Genomic DNA, 17844 nt, shown 5'->3' with positions numbered 1-17844 from the left:
AATCTCTCTAAATCAGTTGGATATCCAGTATAATGTTATGAATAACTCAAAACAAATTATGAAATTCTAAGAAAAGCGAAGAAAACTAGAGAAAACGTTAGTATATAGAGGGAGTATAAAATTTTAGAAAGCTAAAGTTAAAACGAATAGACGACCCGAGTAAAAATGTTATGTCAAACGTATAAATGCAACGAAGCAGGATCAATGGCAGAGCCATCACGAATGGTTACGATTCTTACGGGTGTTCAAAGTCTGTATTATTTAAAAAGAAAAGAGCAATAGTACCCGGACCGGAATGTGCGCCAATAGCAGAACCAACCATTTCGATAATAATCTCCTTAACATTATATTTTTCTTTTATCATTGCTGCAAGCTGCTCTGCACGCTCTAAATCATCTCCATGGGAAATAGCAATCGTTTGTGATGATATATTTTCGCCACGTTTTTCCATAATTTCCAGCATTCGGTGGAATAATTTTTTAGAACCACGTATTTTTTCCAAAGGAATTAACTTCCCATCCTCTACATGTAGAATTGGTTTAATTTTTAGCAGGGTACCAACAAATGCAGCTGTTCGGCTGACACGTCCACCACGATAAAGATACTCTAAATTATCAACTGTGAAAATATGCTCCATATTTTTAGCGCAGGTTTTAGTAGATTCAATAATCGCATTAACCGATTTTCCTTGTTTGGCAAGCTTTGCTGCGTGCAGGACGACTAGTCCGTAACCTAAAGAAGCACATTTGGTGTCAATTACATGAATAGGTGCTTCCGGATATGTCTCCTTTACTTCCTGCTCCATCATTTTTGCTGTTTGGTATGTCCCAGATAATTGGGAGGAAAAGGAAAAGTAAAGTAAAGGCTGATTTGCTTTTGCATATGATGTAAAAATCGATTGAAAGGTCTTCGGCGTAACTTGTGAAGTTTTCGGTGTTTTCCCTTCACGCATAGCATCATAAACGGTTTTAGGATGGATCGTTTTTCCATCTTCATAATCCTTATCATCAAGATGAACGGTTAATGGTACCATTTCTATGTCAAATTCGTTATAATAATTTGTTGTTAAGTCACAAGCTGAATCTGCAAGAATTTTAATTCCCATGTTTTCACCTACATTCCTTTTAATAGTCTCTCTTATTAGTTTAAAGCGATTGATAAAGTTAGTCAAAAAAAAGCAAAGTATAATTTTGAAAATATAAAAAAAACAGTTACCGATTTTTCAATAAATCTAGAGCGCTTATCCATTCGCTTCATAGAAAAATTAGTCGTGAATGGGGTTAGGAGGTAATTATGTTCATATTTGAAACAAAACGAATTGCGGTTGTCATTTTTGGTGCTATCCTTAATGCAATATCCCTAAACTTTTTCCTAATAGGTGCAAATGTTTATGCCAGCGGTTTTACCGGTGCTGCACAGTTAGTATCAAGTGTATTTAATGATTTTATTGGTATAGGTGTAAGTACCGGAATTTTGTTAGCAATATTCAATATTCCTGTAGTAATTCTAGGCTGGTTTAAAGTAGGAAAAGGTTTTACAATATATAGTATTATTTCTGTTTTATTTACAACGATATTTTTAGAAATAATTCCAATTACTGAAATATCTCAAGATATTATCTTAAATGCTGTATTTGGCGGTGTTATCGGTGGGGTAGGCATTGGATTAACCTTAAAGGTAGGAGCTTCTACTGGAGGAATGGATATTATTGCCATGGTACTTTCTAAGATTAATGATAAGCCGATTGGAACATATTTCTTAATGCTAAATGCTGTTATTATTACGTTAGCAGGATTGCTTTACGAGCCGGAAAATGCACTATATACATTAGTAACGTTATATGTAACAACTCGTGTAATTGATACGCTTCATACACGTCATGAAAAAGTTACGGCTATGATTATTACCCATAAAGCAGATGAATTGCAAGCTGCTATTCATAAGAAAATGGTTCGTGGAATTACGATTTTACCTGCCCAAGGAGCTTATACGAAAACAGATAAACATATGATGTACTTGGTAATAACCCGGTATGAACTATATGATTTAGAAAAGATTATTAAAGAAGTTGATCCGAATGCATTTACGAATATTGTACAAACAGCTGGCGTTTTCGGATTTTTCCGTAGAGACTAACATTTCAAGCGGGGAAAGAGAAATGAGATACTTAAGTATTATTTTAGTTACGGTGTTGTTCATAAGTTGTAGTACTCAGGACGAAAATGAGCAAAAAGCAACTGAAAAACAATCAGTAGTCAAACGTAGTTCAGCGGTTAGTTTTCGCAACGTAGACATGGAAGTTAAAAATGGCAAAGTTGTTCTAATTGGTGAAGCAAAGGTTACAGATACAAGATGTGTTTTACAGGCCCTGAGCATGAAGGTGAGCCAATAACAGAAAAAATGCAAATAATTTTAGATGATCAAGTAGCAGAGGGAAGGGATTTACAATTAAAATACAATTACCAAAAGAAGTAATTACAGCCGAAGAGCCTTCTATCATTACTATGTATGGAAAAAATGATGGTAATGTACGAATTAATCAAAATCATTTTCCCGTCGATGTAAAAAATCGGTAATAATATTGAAGAAGATTGAAGTTTACTACAGCTTGAACGTTTAGATGATGCTATTGCAAAAAAGTTCATCATCATGTAGAAATGGATATAATTTTTTACAAAGCAAAAAGGGGCTGGGACATAAACAAATACTAAATAGCAAAAAACGAACAATTCATTTATAATTGTTTGGTTTGTTTGTGTTAAAAAAATTCCTATCATCGCTACGTCAAAATATTTCGCTTTCCGCGGGCACGGCCTCAGCTTCCTCGGAAAGCAAAGATCGCTTTCCTGCGGGATCTTCAGCTCGAGCTATTCCCGCAGGAGTCTACATATTTTGACTACGCTAAAAACTTGTGTATACACAAGGACGATTTATTGTTCGTTTTTTAATCAGCTGTTTTAGTTTTGTCCCAGCCTCTTTCCTTTTTACTAACAGTAATTTTAATATCCATGCTTTTCAAACACTTCTATTATTTTTGGCGTTAATGTATCCCATTCAACATCAAATCTTTTGTTAACCGTAATAAAGTTTTGATAACCAAAAACGTTATCTACACCTTCCACTTGCATCAATTCATTTAAAATATCGTATTCGCTCGTATCACCGGGCATTACGGAAATACTGTTTGTTCCCTCAAAAATTAATTGGTCTGTAGTAAATTTCATTGCATTTGGGTTTGGGGTGGCTTCGGCTCTGATACCCACTCGGACATCCCTCCTAAATCATAGTTATGTCCATCTTAGCAGAAATAAGTTGGATTAAAAAGTATTTTGCTATTATTATAAATGTAAATTAAGTCATTGGAAAATGGCTCACATTCATAATGTGAGCCATTTAGATCGTCATCAGTAAAACCAGTTACATCCATTAAGAATGATTAGGAATTTACCATACAATCAAAATGCAGAGGTTACTGTAATTGATTTTGCTGTTTTAACTGATTCTCCAGCTGCTGTAACTGTTGTTTCTCTTCAGGAGTTGCTTCATTATAAGCAGCTTGAATAGCATTTTGTGCAGCCTGTTTATCCTGTGCACTTGATGAATTATTTTGTTGATTCATCAAGTTCATAACAGCGTTTTTAGCTTGTTGAAATAAATTTTGATTGTTGTTTTCCAACCTAAAAACCTCCTACAGTGTGGTTATCTGCTTCTGTTTTTTTTCGTATCGAATCAGAAAATGTGCTTCGGTACGGAAAACGGTCATCATGTTTTTTAACAGAATCCGCGCTCTGTTGGCTAAAACGCTTTAATTTACTCGCTTTACTCATGATATTTCCTCCTTGTACATAAGAAGATGTACTTACTGTAATCATCATGATGCATCGTAACAAGCTGTAATGCCAACATATTGGAATGGTGATGATCATCACTTTTTAGCATGCTCTGGAAGTAAAAAGGGAGCGCTCTGATGCGCTCGCCCTTAGTCTGGCTTATATTACTGTTTTTATAGTAGGAAATTGCTGGTGATTATCTCACTTCGACTTCTAATTTTAAATATTCCTTTAAAAAAAACGCAATTCCATCTTCTTCATTGGAGCTGGTAACATAGTTACTAATGGATTTTAACTCATCAATTGCATTGCCCATCGCTACGCCAACGCCAGCATAATCGATCATTTCCAAGTCGTTGTCTTCATCTCCAAAAGCTATGATTCGTTCTTGTGGTATATGGAAATAATGCGCTATTTTTTGTAAGCCAACTGCTTTATTCATTCCTTTACGAACAATTTCAATAATATTCCACGGTGCTCCCCATTTACGATGTTCAATAAGGTCTGCATGGTAATCATCTAGATGTCTCCTCAGTGTTGATATATGTTCTTCATCAGGATGTATAAGAATGGATGTAGGATCTTCCTTGAGCTTATTACGAAGGCTTCCAATCGTAAACGGAGGATCACTTTCAGTCATATGAAAGATATCGATAATAGCTTGATCATATTGATCTAGATATACTTCATCCATAACTTCAGCTAATATATTACGCACATGAAGATCATAGCAAGCGCCAATTATTTTATGTGCAGTTCGAATTGGCATTGGGCTATGTAGTGCATCCCATTTTCTATCTTTTGGATGATGAATTAATGCACCGTTAAAATTAACCATAGGTGTAGTCAAGCCAAGGTTTTCATAATAACCAATGCTAGCACGATGGGGTCTACCAGTTGCAATGACAACTATATGACCTTCTTCGATTGCCTTTAATACGATTTGTTTAGTTTGTGGACTAATTTCTTTTTTATCTGTTAACAGCGTTCCATCCAAGTCTAAAGCAATTAAATGTCTGTTTGTTTGCATAATTAACTCACCTCATCTTCCATAGTGTATAATTGAAACATCTAGATGTAAAGTAAAAATTTGTTTGTAAAAGTTGATTGCCACTTTTTCCGATAGTAAAATGAAAGTTATGATGAATATGCACATAAGGGGATATTTAGATGATCGGAATATACGAAAAAGATATTAACACCATTCCTAGTTTAATCGTTGTAGATGAAGAGAATAAAGGAAAACCATTACCAGTTATCACCTACTTCCATGGTTTTACTAGTGCGAAAGAGCATAATCTTCCACTTGCTTTTTTACTTGCCAAGCGTGGTTATCGAGTTATTTTACCAGATAGTTTATACCATGGCGCTAGAGAAGGCAAAATTTCTCCAGTAAAAAGACAAACTTTTTTTTGGGAAATTGTGCTGCAAAATGTGAAGGAATTAGAAGATGTCAAAGATTATATCGATGAATCGAATCTGCTCTTAGATGAACGGTTTGGTGTTGCCGGGACGAGCATGGGTGGAATTACTACCTCAGCAGCACTTACCCAATACGACTGGATCAAGACAGCGGCAGTATTAATGGGTACTCCAAAGCTTACTGACTATGCCAAAGCATTGGTTGATCATTTCCAACAAAAAAATGGAAAGCTACCGAGAACAGAAAAAGAAATAAATCGTTTATATGAGCATTTAAAACATTACGACCTTTCTAAACAACCAGAAAAATTAAAAGAACGCCCACTTTTATTCTGGCACGGCAAAGCCGATGAAGTTGTTCCATTTGAGCATACGTATACGTTTTATAAACAGAATGAATCACTTTATTCGAATCCGTTAAATTTTAAGTTTATACCGGAAGCTAATCGCGGGCATAAAGTTGGACGCTATGCTACACTAGAGACTGTAAAATGGTTTGCTGCACAATTATAATTGTTTAAGCAGAGTTTTGGATATGAATGATAGAAGAATATTCAATGATATAAAAAGCTTTAATTTTTTACGTATAAGCGTAGTTATCAACTCCGAGGCGTATCCATTTTCTTTATCCCGCATGTAAGGTGCCGTAAGACTCCCACTTTAAGAGCCTGAGTTGATACAAAAGGGTCTAAGTGGGAGAAAACGGCACCTAAATGCCCGATTCGTTCAACTAACATTCAGTAAGAGATGGAAGAAAACTCCTACTGAATGAAGTTTCACTTTATAGGTTAAAAAGGATAAAATTTTTTAGCGGGTAGCAGTTAATTTGACGGAGAGATTTTCGTACATTTTTATGTATAAGTGCAATTACGTAATCGTTGGTGCTGGAGATTATCGAACAGCCAAATTTTCTTTGATTTTTGTTGAAAATATGTTTAAATAATAGTAATAAAACAGAGCAGAGGAGGTATAAAGGTGGATGAAGCTCTTAAAGAAAACATTTGGGGTGCTTTAGAAAATGTTATTGATCCTGAATTAGGCATAGATATTGTCAATTTAGGTTTAATATATGACGTGGAACTAAACGACGAGGGCTTATGTAAGGTTACAATGACACTTACTGCAATGGGCTGTCCTCTTGCTGGTCATATTGAGCAGGATATCAAACATGCCTTAGCTGATATACCAGAAGTGAAAGAGACAGAAGTAAATATCGTATGGGATCCTCCTTGGGGCAAAGATAAAATGTCACGTTATGCTAAAATTGCATTAGGTATTCCAGACTAAAAAAGAAGCATTCACTTTTATGGTGGATGCTTCTTTTTTGCATGTGGAATCGTTATATAAAAGCGTAATATGACATCCCGTCAAGCCTTTAGTAAAATTTTTCATCCCGGTCTTAAGTGCCATAAGATTGATAGAGAATACGAAGAAGTTTAAGTGAAAGAGATACAACAACTACATTTGGTGATAGGACTAGAGAGACTGCTTGAATAGACATCGCACGCAGAAAAAGTGATTTTCTTTTTCAACGACAAGAAATGCTTCGGTAGCAATACATAACGGCTTTTCAGGGATGTTATGATTTTAATCTTTGTTCTACTTCAAAGAAGAAAAGTGCTCCTTGAATAAAGTTTCATTTATTATATATTAGTAAAATTATCATGAAAACATTCATGTTATAAAAGAATAATCGCAAGGATACCAACAATAAAACAATAAATGCTAAAATATTTTAAATTTCCTCTAGCCATGATATTCGCAAACCATTTTAAGGCAAAATAAGAGGCAATAATTGCTGCAAGAAATGCAATCGCATATGGAATCATTAACGTATTAAATCGATCATCACTAATAATATCACTAAAACCTAATATTGAAACTCCAAGACTAACTGGAATGTATAATAAAAACGAAAAGCGAAAAGCAGTTTCCCGTTTCATTCCGACAAGCATAGCAGCAACAATAGTTGCGCCCGAGCGGCTGATTCCCGGTATTAGAGAGACAGCCTGAGCAGCACCGACAATCAATGCATCTTTTATCGTTAAGTCTCCATCATTCTTTCTTCCATGAATATTTCGAATAACCCATAATGCTGCCCCAGTAATTAATAATGTGTAACCTACAATAACTGGTTGACTCAGTTTTTCACTAATATAATCTTCAAGTAAAAAACCCAATACTCCAGTAGGAATCGTTGCGATAATTAAAAATATAATAAATTGAAAATCAGCTGTTGCTTCAGCATCTCTATCCTTTTGTAATATGTAACGTAAACCGTTTTTTGTTAAACGAACGAGATCCTTACGAAAAACAACTAATACTGCTATTAAAGAGCCTGTGTTGACAAGAATTTCAAATGATAGTCCTGCTAACTGATCTTGAAGATTAAAAATATGTTTTAGCATGACTAAGTGGCCACTTGAAGAAATAGGAATTGGTTCTGTAAACCCTTGAAATAAACCTAATATCAAATATTTCAATAAAATGCCAAGTTCTGATAAGTTTTCCATAAAAATCCTCCTGCTATTTACATCAAAAAATGTAATGGTTGTCTTTAAAATTTGTATCCTAGACTAGGTTAGAAATGATTTTAACACCTGATAAGCTCGAGACTAAAGGAAAGAAAGGGCAAGAAAACCGAGCATGAAAAAACAGTTTTTCTTACACTATAGGAAAGTATAAAATTTTTATGTTTTATAGTATAAGAAAAACTATGGCTTTCGCTAAAGACTTGGCGACAAGCCAAGTTTTTCTAACAATTGGTTTTATTGCTTACGTATTACTAACATTGATACTACTTATAAAATAATGTTTTTCCGTTTTTTATACGTTAGCAAAGTATAATTTTCAACTAAAATAGTTAATACGATATATTTTAATTGTTTATGTCCATATAGAACGATGTTACTACCCAATGCGACAAATAATTAGCATTGGTGCAGTTTTCTTATGGAGTAATCTTACTACCATGTCACCAACCTATAGGCGGATGAATACGCTAAATGGTGAGGAGGTAGATAAAATGAGTCATCAACATCATCGTCAACATATATATGATGTTTGTAGAGATCATATACATGCGTACGTGTTAGTTGAATTAGAAGATGGATCAAGTATTGACGGTATTATTACTGGTTTAGATCATGAATCTCTTTATCTTGCGGCACCAATCGATTTACATGAACAACCGTCTCATCACCAAGCAGGATCACATCATAGACAGTACGGCTACGGTTATCCCGGATATGGTGATCCTGGGTACAGGGGTGGTCCTGGCTATGGACCAGGTTATGGGTATGGTTATCCGCCACAGCGATTTAATAGGTTTGTCCTGCCCTTAGCAGGCTTAACTTCAATTAGTGTTTTACCATGGTATTAAAATTACTTTCAAAGGGAAACCCTTGCCTGCTCTAAAAGAAGAAAGGCAAGGGTTCTGCTACATGTATAGTAAAGACTTGAAATTTTGTATAAAAATAAGCTAGTTAAACTATACATAACTAATAATACTGTTCGTCATCCAAACAGAAATGCAAATAGGATAAAAGCTATGCATTTCAGGGGAAGCAGTTGTTACATTTGGTTAACTATGTGAGTTATCATTTTTTAAAATACCGTCACCTAAAACAGCGATTGCGATAAAAAACACAGCAGCTAAAGCAACAGTACCTTCAAGACTAAACGGTTCACTACCCATACTCGATAGTACATAGGATACGACACCGCCAATTAAACATGCCCATAAGATTGTAACAATGTATCGCATGAAAACACCTCATTTTTTTTACAATATCTATAACCATTATACACCAAATATCTCTTAATAGTTTACCAAAACTTATTATAAAAAAAAAGCATTACTTATATTTCATTAAAAAATAGTACTTCAGATGTAGCGGTTTATCCCGTATGTAAGGTGCCGTAAGACTCCCACTTCAAGAGCCTGAGTTGGTACAAAAGGGTCTAAGTGGGAGAAAACGGCACCTAAATGCCCGATTCGTGAGAAGAGCCTTTAGGTCATACCCTTGTGGTACTAACATTCAGTAGGAGATGGAAGAAAACTCCTACTGAATGAAGTTTCACTTTATTTTCCTGTCTAAATTGTAAAAGGGAAGAATACAGAAAAGGAGGAATTGTATGACTATTTTAGTTGTTAATTGTAATCACTGGATTGGATTTCATGTCGTTAATCATTTGCTTGAAAATGGAATGGAAGTAGAAGGTCTTTTGAATGATAAGGAAGATGAATCACTTTCTTTATTCTTTGGGCGAAATAGTAATTTTACATTTTATTCACATAAAAGGGATAATAGGTATAATTTAATTATTCAAATCGGGCAGATGGAAGTTCCATCAGCTGTTTCCTCTGGTTATTTCATTGCACTTGATTACAAACAACCTGAAAAAAAACAAGCCACTGATTTATTTATCGAGTTACCGCTTTTGTTTGGCGAATGGATGCCGATGACAGAAAAAGGTATGTATATTAATCAACATTTTATCCCGTTTTCATCTACTCATTTTCTTGAACATGCTATTTATATTAAAGATTTTGTAAAAAATTTAATGGATTGGCTAGAGACAGATGATGATCATAAGAAATTAACAGTTATTAAGAAAAATCAACTTGAAAAGATACTACAAATTCGGGACAATAGACCTAATAAAGATAAGCTTGAACAAGTAATCCGACATTATTGTTCATTCAAGGATTGATTTCTAATTAATTGAAAGATAATAACGATCTGTAACAACTAATCTTCATCCTACGTAATGTTGTTATCACCAACAAAAATGTTGATGCGTTTAAAATTTGGTTATATAGACAGGAGTGACTAACAAGCTAAACCGATGTTTACTTTAATAAGTTGGATTATGCTTGTTAACTTTTTGATCAGTTATGGCATTCATACCAATCAAGAAAAAGAGATAAAATCGGCTTGTAAATGGATAGTAAGGCAGATCAGCTGTGGAAAAAAAGGTATCAGGCACTTCAATACACTTAACAGTCCAAAAGTTTTTAAACATATTGGTGATATATTTAGCGTGGAAATGATTAATCAAGCAGGTAGGAGCAGGTTTTTGCTATTGGCTATATGGACGATCAGTCAACATTGCCAGAAGAGTTGAACCGTTCTACATGTGGACAAGCTTTATGAATATAGATGATTAAACAATTTAGGACGGGGAATTAAACTGGCAGTAAGATGACTTTTGACTTTCAAGACGGAGCAGTTTCTTTAATTCCATGTAATATAAAAGTTCCAGTGGTTTCAAGCAGAAGTACGAGCTACAATTGATTGATGTAAAGAGATTGGCTTTTTCCCTCAACAGCATTGTCTAGTCTTCTTCAGCTTGCAAAAATAATAGCTATACTTTAAAATTAGTACCAAGTAATAATATTAGATAATAATTTGAGTTTTTAAGGAGATGGAAAAATGGACGTTGGTGTTTTAGGCATAGGTCACTATGTTCCTGAGAAGGTTGTAACTAATCAAGATCTTGAGAAAATAGTAGATACAAATGATGAATGGATTCGCTCGCGAACTGGAATAGAAGAAAGAAGAATTGCAGAAGATGACATAGACACATCAGATATGGCTTTATTAGCTGCAAAAAATGCAATTGAGGATGCGGAGCTGGAACCAGAGGATATTGATTTAATTTTGGTTGCAACTGTAACATCAGATACTCCGTTTCCTTCTGTTGCATGTATGATACAGGATCGGTTAGGTGCTACTAATGCAGCTGCGATGGATATCAGTGCTGCTTGTACAGGTTTTATGTATGGAATGGTAACAGCTAAACAATTTATTGAAACAAAAACGTATAAAAAAGTGCTCGTTGTGGGTGTAGATAAACTATCAAAAATAACCAATTGGTCTGATCGCAGTACATGTGTGTTATTTGGTGATGGGGCAGGAGCTGCAGTATTGGGACAAGTTTCAGAAGGAAAAGGAATCCTTTCCTTTGAACTAGGTTCTAATGGAGCTGGTGGAAACGATTTGTATTTAGATAAAGAAACAGGTCATATTTTTATGAATGGTCGTGAAGTGTTTAAATTTGCTGTAAGACAAATGCCGGAATCTTCAGTGAATGTTATTAAGGCTGCAGGGTATAAAGAAGAAGATGTAGATTATTTAATACCTCATCAAGCAAATATAAGAATTATGGAAGCAGCTAGACAAAGACTTGGTATTTCCAATGATAAAATGGCAAAAACCATTAAAAAATACGGGAATAATTCAGCGGCATCTATTCCTATTGCTTTGTCGGAATCTGTCAGAGATGGTAAAATAAAAGACAATGATTTGATTGTGTTAGTAGGCTTTGGTGGTGGTTTAACATGGGGAGCCTTAGCGATACGATGGGGAAGATAATTGTATGGAACTAGGAGGAAAACCATATGAAACAAAGAAGAGTGGTAATAACAGGACTTGGCGCCGTTACACCAGTTGGAAATAATGTAAATGATATGTGGGAAAACCTTATTGCAGGAAAAACAGGGATTGATTTTGTTACGAAAGTAGATAAAGAGATGTTTACTGCTAAGGCAGCTGCAGAAGTAAAAGATTTTGATCCCTCTTCGTATATTGAAAGAAAAGATGTACGTAAAATGGATTTATTTACTCAATATGCAGTTGTAGCAGCAAAGATGGCTGTAGAAGATGCAGGTTTATCGATTAATGATAACAACCGTAATCGTGTAGGTGTGTGGATTGGCTGCGGAATTGGCGGTATGCAAACATGGGAGGACCAGCATAAAAAACTCTTGGAAAAAGGACCAAAACGAGTTAGCCCATTTTTTGTACCAATGATGATTCCAGACATGGCTGCAGGTCAAGTTTCGATTCAATTAGGAGCTAAAGGGATTAATTCTTGTACTGTAACAGCTTGTGCTTCTGGGGCGAGTTCCATTGGTGATGCATTCCGAGCAGTTCAACGTGGAGATGCAGATGCAATCATTACTGGAGGAACTGAAGCACCGATATCGAATATGGCTTTTGCAGGTTTTTCATCAGCAAAGGCACTTTCAGTAAATGAAGATCCTAAAAAAGCAAGTCGACCATTTGATAAAAATCGAGATGGTTTTGTTATGGGAGAAGGCTGTGGCATACTAGTCTTAGAAGAACTCGAATCTGCTTTGGCGCGTAATGCGAAGATTTATGCAGAAATTGTCGGCTATGGCGTTACAGGCGATGCATATCACATCACCGCCCCAGCCGAAAGTGGCGAGGGTGCTGCCCGTGCTATGCGCGAAGCTTTGAATGATGCATCTGTTGCACCAACTGAAGTAGATTATATTAATGCACATGGAACAAGTACCAATTTAAATGATAAATATGAAACCATCGCCATTAAATCCGTATTAGGAGAGCATGCTAAGCATGTGGCGATTTCATCAACAAAATCAATGACTGGTCACTTGTTAGGTGCAGCTGGAGGAGTGGAATCAGTTATTTCTGTGAAAACGATTGTCGAAGGAATGATTCCTCCAACTATTAATTATGAGACACCGGATCCGGACTGTGATTTAGATTATGTACCTAATAAAGCAAGAGAACAGGATGTAGACGTAGTACTAAGTAATTCACTTGGATTTGGCGGGCATAATGTTTCCTTAGTGTTTAAAAAATATCAATAGTTCGTTATATTAAAAAGTCGTACTAAGTGGTGAACCCCAGAAGTTAGATTTTTTACTCTAACTTTTCTTACTTCCAGTCAAGTGTTTTACTCAACTTATTTGGATGATTTATTTTGATTTAACCAGGAGGGGTACCCCTCCTGGTTAAATTTTGGGGTGCAGTACCAACATGGACGGCTTTTTTGTCATCTCAATTAAATTCGTTTCTACATGGTGGATTCCTTTTTTGTACTATAGGAAAGCATAAAACTTTATGGTTTATAGTATAAGAAAAACTACAGCTTTCGCTAAAGACATGGCGACAAGCCAAGTTTTTCTAAAAAAGTAGTTATGTCTAGGTTTAGTGGTCGTGTTGCTAGCAAATTTCGATTTTCTTCCTACGATCAGTCAACATCGGCTCATATGTCGCCTTCTTTCTCTCATTTGAAAAATCTGTTGATTATTTTGCGAACTTTATGAGAGAAAAAGGTTTCTACATCCCGATTCGTTCAGGTTAACAGGACAAGGAAAGCTACGACAGCGACACACCGCAATTTTTCAAGGACAAGGAAAGCTACGACAGCGACACACCGCAATTTTTCAAGGACAAGGAAAGCTACGACAGCGACACACCGCAATTTTTCAAGGACAAGGAAAGCTACGACAGCGACACACCGCGATTTTTCAAGGACAGGGAAAGCTACGACAGCGACACACCGCGATTTTTCAAGGACAGGGAAAGCTACGGCCAGCGACACATTGCATGCAAAAAAAGCGTTCTTTCATGTCGCCTTTATTTACTTCAAGGAAAAAACAACACTAAAAGAAGTTTCACTTAATAGTTCAGTTGAGATTGAAAAAGTTTTAATGCAGAAACCTAGTTAAATATATTATGATGGTCGTAAACCTTGAAAGACTTTTTTATAATTATATTTTCATTTATTTATCTGGACAAGCATAGTCTATTAAAAAGTGGACAAGGTAGGGAGAATAAAATGGGCTATGTCTTTTTGTTTCTAATTGGTTTTGGCTTCTCTGTGATGGGGGGAGTAACCATTATTGGCTATATGAATTTTCTTCCGGCAGGTCTTTCATGGGGAGAGTATTTCAGTTTTATTGTAAGTCGGGTGGAATGCTACTTTCTTATTGTTGGTTTTATCCTCATGAGTATTTCATTAAGCCAATTACCCACTAATAAAGAGAAGTAAATACCTCGTGAATTTACTAAATCATGTTAAAAACAACTTTATTTCGGCTATAAAACATGTGGCCATTCCTATTAAGTAATTGCTAAGAGGTGTTAATTCTTTACAACAAATTGGTAAATTATCGAAGGATACATAGAATATTTTTTTTAAGGATGGTCATAATGTATGTTAAGTTCAGTTTGAAAAGTGAGGGTTGTTTTATGTTGTATATGCATGATGTTTGGGTGAATTGGTTTGAAGGTGAAGAAAATGGTTATAATGTTTGTTATTTTCAAGAATGGCGTAAAGAGGACGGTATTGAATTACTCGACCAAGTGCCATTGCTATACATAACAAAGGAATTGTTTTTCTACATTGAAAATGATATGCAAGAATTACCAAAGTCCCTACTTGATACAATTTATAAACGAGCGTATATGCGAAAAGGTCAGGAAAGAACCGCATTGGATTTTGCCAGTATAGTTACAGATGGAAATGACATACTGGCATTCGATACTATTGGTTATAAGATTCCTGTTCGTAAAAGTCGCTTAATACCAAGACAGGAACAGCTCGTCTATGATATGATCAAAAATACCAAGGTACAATCGTTTAAATATGATGCTAAACATTATAAAAAGGAATATCATATGCTTTCGATGCCACCTGAGTTAATTTTTGGTCTGACAAGAAGAGAAAGGCAATTAAAACAATTGCTGATGATGGCATTAGATCAACTGAAAACTACTAACAACTTGGAAGAACTGCGATATTGGTTAACAGAATGGGATCCTAAGCGTTACCCCTATATCCGATTTATGGGGGGAGAGCAGGTTTGGGAAGCTTTGTATGAGGGTGTGAAACAAGGTTGGAGTCCAAGCCATGAAGATTTATGCCGTAAATTAATAAAAGGGCAGCCTTTTTTAGAAAAAATGTGGGAAGTAGAAAATGGTCAGGAGCAAAATGCATCAAAATAAGTGAAAAAAGCAGTAGGCGGATGGGGGATGCGTTGGTATCCTATCCGCCTTTTTATCCAAAAAAATCCATTTGTTTTTTGAAGTATGATTGTTTAGCTTAAGCAATCCTTGAATCAGAAGCTCTGCCGTTTCTACGTCGGTAACCGAGCGCTTTCGCTTTTGTTCCACTATAGGAAAGTATAAAATTTTATAGTATAAGAAAAACTATAGCTTTCGCCATAAAGACTTGGCGATAAGCAAGTTTTTCTAATTGTCATTTTTTCTTTTTAATTCTTCCTAGACCCATTGCTTTTTTAGCTTTGACTAATGTGCGATTAGCAACGGGAGCAGCTTTTGCCGCCCCCCTATCTAAAATGTCATCAAGCTCATCTGAATTAATTAATGCATCATATTTATCTTGAATTGGTTTTAAAATATCGATAACTGCTTCTGCTACTCCTTGTTTAAATTCTCCGTAGCCTTTACCTGCATATCTAGCTTCCAGTTCTTTGATGGGTTCTCCAGAGCAAATGGAATGAATTACAAGCAGGTTTGATACCCCAAGTTTATTCTCTTTATCATATTTTACAACACCGTCTGAGTCGGTGACAGCACTTTTGATTTTCTTTTCAATTTTCTTCGGATCATCTAGCATGGAAATAAAGGCTTTTTCATTTTGGTCTGACTTACTCATTTTTTTCAATGGGTTCTGTAAGGACATGATTCGAGCGCCTACTTTTGGAATGCTAGCTTCTGGAATTGTAAAGATATTATTATATTTGTTATTAAAACGTTCAGCTAAGTTCCTTGTTAATTCTAAATGCTGTTTTTGATCTTCTCCAACAGGTACAATATCGGCTTGATATAATAAGATATCTGCAGCCATTAGAACTGGGTACGTTAGCAGGCTTGAGGAGATGGCTGTTTCTTTTTCAGCTGATTTATCTTTAAACTGTGTCATTCTTTCTAGCTCACCCATATAGCTAACGGATTGTAACATCCAGCCCAATTGGGTATGTGCCGGGACCTCGGATTGGATAAATAAAGTTGATTTTTCCGGATCAATCCCCGATGCTAGGTAAAGTGCTGCCAATGAGCGAATATTGTTTCTAAGCTTTAACCGATCCTGTGGAACAGTGATTGCATGCTCATCAACAATGCAAAAAAAACAGTTATGATCATCCTGAAGTTCCGTAAAGTGCTTTAGTGCACCTAGATAATTTCCAAGCGTTAATGTACCACTAGGTTGAATTCCTGAAAAGATTGTTTTCATCTTACTCACTCCAAATTTATTATTTCATACAAAAAGGCCCAACCATCCAATAAATAGGGACGATTGAACCGCGGTGCCACCCTGATTACCTTACAAACAGCCAGTAAGGTCACTTTCAAATGTAAAATTAGCTCGAAAGTCCACTTCCAATTAACCTTGGTACTTGTTTTCACCAGCCACAAGTTCTCTATAAACCAGCGGGCAATTGTACTATATCTTTGTCATCGCCAAACATATTAATTTTGTTTTATTATATAAATCTAAACTGTAAATTGCAAGCATCAAGAAGCAAAGATGCCTTTATTTAGATATTCTGTCTCATTCGACAGCAATAATGTCTTCACTTAAAAATAAATTAAAGTCCATATGGTGGCTTATTTACTTTTTATTATACTCCATTTACTGTCAATTTGTGCTTTCAATAAGTGATAAGCCTCTTCTATATTATTAGCATTAATCGTTATCTTTCTATCTTCTGGTATTTGTTCCGTTGTATAATCATAAAGCGGGTCGTAATAGTATTCGAGTAACAGCCGGACAGCGGAATCATATCTACCTAATTGCAAATCCCTCTCAATCTGATTTGCAATAGGCGTATGAATTCGTTTTTTAATTCGTTTAAATGCTTCCAAGCAGGCTGCTTCATGTTTCCATGGCTGATAATCCTCGATGATTTGTTTTGTACGTTCTTCAATTGGTACATCGATAATAAATTGTGTTCCTCTTTCCTTTTTGTCTAACAGAAAATCCGGTAAAAGGATTCGGCCAATTCGTTTGCTTTCACCTTCAATTAGGACAAATGGGGTATGCTTTAATTTGTCAATTTGTTCGATTAATAATGCATCAAATGTTTTTTGATTATGGGGTTTTAAGCCAATTTGGCCAAATATAGAACCTCGGTGGTTTGCCATTGTTTCAAGATCGATGACTGGATAATGTAAACTAGCTAGCTTCTTTAGTATGGTAGTTTTTCCTGATCCAGTATGTCCATTTAATACACAAGCTTTTGCTTCCCAATTTAATGTCTGTATTGTTTTTACGACCCAATTCCGATAACTACGGTAACCTCCATTTAAGCGATAAACTTTTATCCCCATTAAGTCAAGAACGGTGGCAGACGTTTTACTACGCATGCCACCACGCCAACAGAATATGACTTTCTCGCCATCTATCTTGGCAAACTCTTTTATAAAATTGGGGAGTTTTTTAGAAATAATTTCTAATCCCTTTTCTTTTGCTACCTGTGGGCTAACCTGTTTATATAAAGTTCCCACTTCTGCTCTTTCTGTATCATTAAAAAACGGAATATTAATACTACCAGGGATGGTGGCATTCTGATACTCTGATGGTGATCGTACATCAATAAGGTTCCATTTTTCTGCTTGTTTTACCGACCGTAATTCTTCGATAGAAATATCTTGAATCAATGTCCTGCCACCTTTCTGAATACTTATTTGTAGTAAAGCTAACGTGAATTCCCGTTAATTCGTTAAGTATACCAAGAAATTTAAGTTGAAGGGTGACACACCTTCATGCTCCGTTCAATTACAAT

General features: G+C 35.6%; 19 protein-coding genes and 1 other annotated feature. Of the genes, 10 read left to right on the top strand and 9 right to left on the bottom strand.

What is annotated here, in order from left to right:
• Positions 1-235: 235 nt before the first annotated feature.
• Complete coding sequence (fakB, locus tag KQI21_RS11960) at positions 236-1105, bottom strand: DegV family protein (RefSeq protein ID WP_216484427.1); 870 nt, start codon at positions 1103-1105, stop codon at positions 236-238.
• Between the two features lie 188 nt (positions 1106-1293).
• Between fakB and KQI21_RS11955 the strand changes: the two genes are divergently transcribed.
• Both KQI21_RS11955 and KQI21_RS11950 read left to right on the top strand, forming a co-directional pair.
• The gene (locus KQI21_RS11955; protein ID WP_216484426.1) at positions 1294-2136 is read left to right on the top strand and encodes a YitT family protein; all 843 of its coding nucleotides are present in this window, start codon (positions 1294-1296) and stop codon (positions 2134-2136) included.
• 22 nt (positions 2137-2158) lie between these two features.
• On the top strand, positions 2159-2392 hold the full coding sequence (locus KQI21_RS11950) for a hypothetical protein (RefSeq protein ID WP_216484425.1): 234 nt from the start codon (positions 2159-2161) through the stop codon (positions 2390-2392).
• 607 nt (positions 2393-2999) lie between these two features.
• Here KQI21_RS11950 and KQI21_RS11945 read toward each other — a convergent pair.
• The 4 genes from KQI21_RS11945 to KQI21_RS11930 all read right to left on the bottom strand — a co-directional run bounded on the left by KQI21_RS11945 (position 3000) and on the right by KQI21_RS11930 (position 4860).
• Entirely contained in the window at positions 3000-3263 is a 264-nt protein-coding gene (locus KQI21_RS11945; RefSeq protein ID WP_216484424.1) for a NifU N-terminal domain-containing protein, read from the bottom strand.
• 206 nt (positions 3264-3469) lie between these two features.
• Positions 3470-3676 (bottom strand): DUF3813 family protein, encoded by a 207-nt coding sequence (locus KQI21_RS11940; protein ID WP_077317810.1) that lies wholly within the window; start codon positions 3674-3676, stop codon positions 3470-3472.
• A gap of 1 nt (position 3677) precedes the next feature.
• A complete protein-coding gene (locus tag KQI21_RS11935; RefSeq protein ID WP_216484423.1) occupies positions 3678-3827 on the bottom strand; it encodes a hypothetical protein in 150 nt (49 codons plus the stop codon).
• Positions 3828-4026: 199 nt separating this feature from the next.
• The gene (locus tag KQI21_RS11930) at positions 4027-4860 is read right to left on the bottom strand and encodes a Cof-type HAD-IIB family hydrolase (RefSeq protein WP_216484422.1); all 834 of its coding nucleotides are present in this window, start codon (positions 4858-4860) and stop codon (positions 4027-4029) included.
• 140 nt (positions 4861-5000) lie between these two features.
• Between KQI21_RS11930 and KQI21_RS11925 the strand changes: the two genes are divergently transcribed.
• On the top strand, positions 5001-5765 hold the full coding sequence (locus tag KQI21_RS11925; RefSeq protein WP_216484421.1) for an alpha/beta fold hydrolase: 765 nt from the start codon (positions 5001-5003) through the stop codon (positions 5763-5765).
• Positions 5766-6227: 462 nt separating this feature from the next.
• Positions 6228-6539: a metal-sulfur cluster assembly factor gene (locus tag KQI21_RS11920; RefSeq protein WP_216484420.1), complete on the top strand. Its 312-nt coding sequence runs from the start codon at positions 6228-6230 to the stop codon at positions 6537-6539.
• Positions 6540-6931: 392 nt separating this feature from the next.
• On the opposite strand, the gene KQI21_RS11915 is transcribed toward KQI21_RS11920, so the two are convergent.
• On the bottom strand, positions 6932-7765 hold the full coding sequence (locus KQI21_RS11915) for an undecaprenyl-diphosphate phosphatase (RefSeq protein ID WP_216484419.1): 834 nt from the start codon (positions 7763-7765) through the stop codon (positions 6932-6934).
• A 512-nt stretch (positions 7766-8277) separates the two neighbouring features.
• On the opposite strand from KQI21_RS11915, the gene KQI21_RS11910 reads away from it, so the two are divergent.
• Positions 8278-8634 carry a hypothetical protein gene (locus KQI21_RS11910; RefSeq protein WP_216484418.1) on the top strand — a complete coding sequence of 119 codons (357 nt, stop codon included), beginning with the start codon at positions 8278-8280 and terminating at the stop codon, positions 8632-8634.
• Positions 8635-8835: 201 nt separating this feature from the next.
• Here KQI21_RS11910 and KQI21_RS11905 read toward each other — a convergent pair whose 3' ends face one another.
• A complete protein-coding gene (locus KQI21_RS11905; RefSeq protein ID WP_216484417.1) occupies positions 8836-9018 on the bottom strand; it encodes a DUF2929 family protein in 183 nt (60 codons plus the stop codon).
• Between the two features lie 371 nt (positions 9019-9389).
• On the opposite strand from KQI21_RS11905, the gene KQI21_RS11900 reads away from it, so the two are divergent.
• From KQI21_RS11900 to KQI21_RS11880, 5 genes are all read left to right on the top strand, one after another.
• A complete protein-coding gene (locus KQI21_RS11900; RefSeq protein ID WP_216484416.1) occupies positions 9390-9968 on the top strand; it encodes a hypothetical protein in 579 nt (192 codons plus the stop codon).
• Positions 9969-10690: 722 nt separating this feature from the next.
• On the top strand, positions 10691-11632 hold the full coding sequence (locus KQI21_RS11895; protein WP_216484415.1) for a beta-ketoacyl-ACP synthase III: 942 nt from the start codon (positions 10691-10693) through the stop codon (positions 11630-11632).
• Between the two features lie 26 nt (positions 11633-11658).
• Complete coding sequence (gene fabF, locus KQI21_RS11890; RefSeq protein WP_216484414.1) at positions 11659-12897, top strand: beta-ketoacyl-ACP synthase II; 1239 nt, start codon at positions 11659-11661, stop codon at positions 12895-12897.
• A gap of 974 nt (positions 12898-13871) precedes the next feature.
• Positions 13872-14084 (top strand): YuzI family membrane protein, encoded by a 213-nt coding sequence (locus KQI21_RS11885; RefSeq protein WP_077317800.1) that lies wholly within the window; start codon positions 13872-13874, stop codon positions 14082-14084.
• Between the two features lie 200 nt (positions 14085-14284).
• Positions 14285-15040, top strand: a complete 756-nt coding sequence (locus tag KQI21_RS11880) for a YjbA family protein (RefSeq protein WP_216484413.1) — start codon at positions 14285-14287, stop codon at positions 15038-15040.
• A 253-nt stretch (positions 15041-15293) separates the two neighbouring features.
• Here the strand turns inward: KQI21_RS11880 and trpS are convergent, their stop codons facing one another.
• Both trpS and mnmH read right to left on the bottom strand, forming a co-directional pair.
• On the bottom strand, positions 15294-16292 hold the full coding sequence (trpS, locus tag KQI21_RS11875; RefSeq protein WP_216484412.1) for a tryptophan--tRNA ligase: 999 nt from the start codon (positions 16290-16292) through the stop codon (positions 15294-15296).
• 52 nt (positions 16293-16344) lie between these two features.
• Positions 16345-16526, bottom strand: a binding site (T-box leader).
• Positions 16527-16666: 140 nt separating this feature from the next.
• Complete coding sequence (gene mnmH, locus KQI21_RS11870) at positions 16667-17719, bottom strand: tRNA 2-selenouridine(34) synthase MnmH (protein WP_216484411.1); 1053 nt, start codon at positions 17717-17719, stop codon at positions 16667-16669.
• Between the last annotated feature and the right edge of the window lie 125 nt (positions 17720-17844).

It is taken from the genome of Virgibacillus proomii (assembly GCF_018916875.1).
Classification (GTDB): domain Bacteria; phylum Bacillota; class Bacilli; order Bacillales; family Amphibacillaceae; genus Virgibacillus; species Virgibacillus proomii_B.
Note: the sequence above shows the minus strand (reverse complement) of the source record. Positions and strands in the feature narration are given on the sequence as shown.

Excerpts from the sequence above, each read along its gene's own strand:
- fakB (WP_216484427.1), bottom strand. The coding sequence starts at position 1,105 with ATGGGAATTAAAATTCTTGCAGATTCAGCTTGTGACTTAACAACAAAT.
- KQI21_RS11955 (WP_216484426.1), top strand. The coding sequence starts at position 1,294 with ATGTTCATATTTGAAACAAAACGAATTGCGGTTGTCATTTTTGGTGCT.
- KQI21_RS11950 (WP_216484425.1), top strand. The coding sequence starts at position 2,159 with ATGAGATACTTAAGTATTATTTTAGTTACGGTGTTGTTCATAAGTTGT.
- KQI21_RS11935 (WP_216484423.1), bottom strand. The coding sequence starts at position 3,827 with ATGAGTAAAGCGAGTAAATTAAAGCGTTTTAGCCAACAGAGCGCGGAT.
- KQI21_RS11930 (WP_216484422.1), bottom strand. The coding sequence starts at position 4,860 with ATGCAAACAAACAGACATTTAATTGCTTTAGACTTGGATGGAACGCTG.
- KQI21_RS11925 (WP_216484421.1), top strand. The coding sequence starts at position 5,001 with ATGATCGGAATATACGAAAAAGATATTAACACCATTCCTAGTTTAATC.
- KQI21_RS11915 (WP_216484419.1), bottom strand. The coding sequence starts at position 7,765 with ATGGAAAACTTATCAGAACTTGGCATTTTATTGAAATATTTGATATTA.
- KQI21_RS11910 (WP_216484418.1), top strand. The coding sequence starts at position 8,278 with ATGAGTCATCAACATCATCGTCAACATATATATGATGTTTGTAGAGAT.
- KQI21_RS11905 (WP_216484417.1), bottom strand. The coding sequence starts at position 9,018 with ATGCGATACATTGTTACAATCTTATGGGCATGTTTAATTGGCGGTGTC.
- KQI21_RS11900 (WP_216484416.1), top strand. The coding sequence starts at position 9,390 with ATGACTATTTTAGTTGTTAATTGTAATCACTGGATTGGATTTCATGTC.
- KQI21_RS11895 (WP_216484415.1), top strand. The coding sequence starts at position 10,691 with ATGGACGTTGGTGTTTTAGGCATAGGTCACTATGTTCCTGAGAAGGTT.
- fabF (WP_216484414.1), top strand. The coding sequence starts at position 11,659 with ATGAAACAAAGAAGAGTGGTAATAACAGGACTTGGCGCCGTTACACCA.
- KQI21_RS11885 (WP_077317800.1), top strand. The coding sequence starts at position 13,872 with ATGGGCTATGTCTTTTTGTTTCTAATTGGTTTTGGCTTCTCTGTGATG.
- KQI21_RS11880 (WP_216484413.1), top strand. The coding sequence starts at position 14,285 with ATGTTGTATATGCATGATGTTTGGGTGAATTGGTTTGAAGGTGAAGAA.
- trpS (WP_216484412.1), bottom strand. The coding sequence starts at position 16,292 with ATGAAAACAATCTTTTCAGGAATTCAACCTAGTGGTACATTAACGCTT.